The following is a 2,944-nucleotide window of genomic DNA, read 5'->3' as shown; positions in this document are numbered from 1 at the left end:
CCTGCGGTCCGACCGGCGGAGCCGCCGCGCCCGGCACCGGAACCGGCGCCGCGGAGGGGCCGGCGGCCGGAGCCGCGGACGGCCTTGCGACGGAGGGCGCCGCCGACGGCCCTGAGGGTGCCGGCGCCGGCGCGGACCGCGTCGCGGGCGGGGCCGGGGCCCTCGTCCGCGGGGCCGGCGTCGGCGACGGGCACCGAGGACCTGGCGGCGACGCGGCGTAACGCTGTGCTGCGCTGGGATGCAGTGCGGAACATGGCGTGATCCTGTCTGTCGAAGCCCTGGCACCCCCGGATCGGGAGTGGCGGGGGCCACGGCGTTTCCTGCTGTGCATCGAAAGTAATGCGCCAGACTGGCTTGTCATCGATGGCTTCGCAGATTCCAGGGATCGGAAACTCCGATGTGCCGGACCGCGCGGGGCGGCCCGGCCAACGTCACATCTTTGCTAACTGCCGGACAACTTCTGCCCGTTAGGCAACCTGCGACCCCTCTGGTGCCGGGCGTAGTGGCGGGCCACCCGGGCACGGTTGCCGCAGCCGGTCGAGCACCACTCGCGCCGGGATCGGGCGTGGTCGAAGAAGAACACGCAGCCCGGCGCCCGGCACGCGCGCACGTCACCCGCCCCCGCCCCGGAGAGCAGCGCGATGAGCCCGTGCGCGACCTCGGCCTGGACCGCCACGAGCGGCGGGGCGGTGGACACCTCCAGCGCGGCGGGCCGGCCCGCGCCGCTCCAGCGCAGCATCGGCCACGGCCGCCCGACGCTCGACACCCGGTTCACCTGGGCGACGTCCCAGGCGTCCGGGGCACGCCCGTCGACGTGGGCGTCGACCAGCCTGCGGGTGGCGTCGCGGAGCATCACGAAGCAGTCGACATCGGTGGCGCCGACACCGTGCAGGTCACTGTCGGACAGCGGGGTGGCCAGCCGGTCGCGGCAGGCACCCAGCCACCAGGCCAGCCCCTCGGGGCTGTCGAGGACGTCCCTGAGCTCGCCGCGCACCGGGAACACCGTGTTGGCGAACTCCAGCGGCAGGGGCTCCCCGTGCAGCGGGGGGACGTCGGCGGGCGCCGCCGGCAGGGCATCGGACGTCATGGCGGGCTCCTCATCCGGTCTGATTCGAGCGGCAGTTGAGTGTCCTACGGCATACAGGACCGGGACTTGTCGAGGGGAGTGGACACATGGCAGGATCCTCAATCTAACGCACTATCGCTCCCAGTAGCGTTAGTCTGACAGTGGGTCCGACAGTCAGGTCGCACGGGGAAGCGACCGCAACTGTCGGGGGGTTGACGATTCCCGGAGCCCGACGACCGCAGCCCGACCCGGGCCGCGGCCCGACCTTCGGGATGGCACCGGATCCATGTTTCATGGGGGACAACGTGTCGTTAGATCTCGCTCTCTACCAACTCAGAACCTTTCGCGAGGTGGCTCGCCTGGGAAGTTTCACGAAAGCTGCCCGTAGCCTCGGCTACGCGCAGTCGAGTGTCACCTCACACATTCGGTCGCTGGAGTCCAGGGTCGGCATGCAGCTGGTCCAGCGGCTTCCGCATGGAGTTCGTCTCACTCCCTCCGGTGAAATATTCCACGAATACGCGCAGCGGATATTTCACGTGGTGGACGAGATGGCCACCGCTCTCAACCCCTCCGGTGAAATGGAAGGACGTACCACGGTCGGCGCGTCCGCGTTCCTGCTGGAAACGCGGATCGGGCCGCTGATGCACGAGTGCCGCTACCGGTACCCGAAGGTGCAGGTGTCGCTGCGGCAGCTGTCGATCAGCCGGGCCCACGAGGCCGTGCGCAGCGGTGAGGTCGACCTGGCCCTGGTCCACGGCGAGCCCACCGTCGGTGAGCCGCCCCCCGCCGGCATCACGGTCGAGGAGCTGCCGGACCTGGAGGTCGTGCCGGTCGCCGCGGCGTCCCTCGTGAACGCCCAGGACCCCGTGGCGGCGCTGGCCTCCGTACGGGTCCTCGCCGTGGACCCCGACTGCGCGTCCCACCAGGTCCTGGTGGGTGCGCTGCGGGACACGTACGGCATCGACCCCACGGTCGTCGAGGCCGGTTCCATGGGCGGCGCGCGGGAGCTCGCGCGCGCCGGCTACGGCGTCGCCATGCTGCCGTACGAGGCGGTGGGCCCGGCCGCGGGCGGACTCGCCGTGCTGCCCGGCCTGCCCCGCCTCCGGCTGGGCGTACGGGCCCTGTGGGGCGGCCGCGAGCTGGCCAGGCCGCCGGTCGCGGCGGTGTGCGACGTGGCCACCCGGGTGGGTCGGGAGAAGGTGGTGCAGCCGGCCTGAGGAGCCGGTACCGGATAACACCGGCCCGTACGACGAGGCAGGTGGCGCGGAAAGCCGAGAATTCGCTTTCCGCGCCACCTGCCTTTCCCTTCTTTATTCCCTCCGTTTACCGGCCGATGGCCCCCATCGGAAAGTCCGATACCCGGCATCAAGGAATGTGCGGATCTGTACCCGGGAATCCCGCTTAGGCTTCTTGAGGCAAACCAAAAGATTTCCACCGGCGGGTTGGTCGGAACTCGACGCGCCGGCCGAGGAGAGGCATATCACAGTGTCCGAGATCGAGTACATCCCCAACGCGTTCCGCAGCGGTTTCGAGCTGGACGACCTGGAGTGGACGTCGTGGAACGAGCCGGGCAGGGCGAACGTGGAGCACCACGTGCTCTGGGCCCCGGACGAGTCCAAGAACGAGGACTCGGTCGGTCTGCTGCTGCGCTTCCCCCCGGGTGCCCACGGCGACTTCCACGAGCACCTGGGCTACGAGCTGATGCTGGTCCTGGACGGTGTCCTCGACCACAGCGACGGCATGTCGTACGTCAAGGGCGACCTCGTCGTCGAGGGTCCGGGCACCGAGCACCAGATGTCCAGCCGCACCGGCTGCACCGTGCTCGCCATCCGCACCCGGCCGGCCTCCGCCCGCACCCCCCAGAAGGACATCCGCCCC

General features: G+C 70.5%; 3 protein-coding genes and 1 pseudogene. 2 read left to right on the top strand and 2 right to left on the bottom strand.

Annotated features, from left to right (window positions below; all coding sequences use genetic code 11):
• A pseudogene (locus BJP40_RS34845) lies at positions 1-254 on the bottom strand (hypothetical protein); the annotation flags it as partial.
• Positions 255-442: 188 nt separating this feature from the next.
• Positions 443-1,087: an ABATE domain-containing protein gene (locus BJP40_RS08270; RefSeq protein WP_071279818.1), complete on the bottom strand. Its 645-nt coding sequence runs from the start codon at positions 1,085-1,087 to the stop codon at positions 443-445.
• 251 nt (positions 1,088-1,338) lie between these two features.
• Here BJP40_RS08270 and BJP40_RS08265 point away from each other — a divergent pair, with 251 nt between their 5' ends.
• Positions 1,339-2,283, top strand: a complete 945-nt coding sequence (locus BJP40_RS08265; RefSeq protein WP_319020147.1) for a LysR family transcriptional regulator — start codon at positions 1,339-1,341, stop codon at positions 2,281-2,283.
• A 268-nt stretch (positions 2,284-2,551) separates the two neighbouring features.
• The coding region (locus tag BJP40_RS08260; protein WP_079171012.1) for a cupin domain-containing protein at positions 2,552-2,944 on the top strand (393 nt) is incomplete at its 3' end.

Source organism: Streptomyces sp. CC53, from assembly GCF_001865245.1.
In the GTDB taxonomy this organism is placed as follows: Bacteria; Actinomycetota; Actinomycetes; order Streptomycetales; family Streptomycetaceae; genus Streptomyces.
This window is presented reverse-complemented; position numbering and strand designations above follow the sequence as displayed.

Bases quoted from the DNA above. Each gene is read 5' to 3' on its own strand.
- BJP40_RS08270 (WP_071279818.1), bottom strand. From the start codon at position 1,087: ATGACGTCCGATGCCCTGCCGGCGGCGCCCGCCGACGTCCCCCCGCTG.
- BJP40_RS08265 (WP_319020147.1), top strand. From the start codon at position 1,339: ATGGCACCGGATCCATGTTTCATGGGGGACAACGTGTCGTTAGATCTC.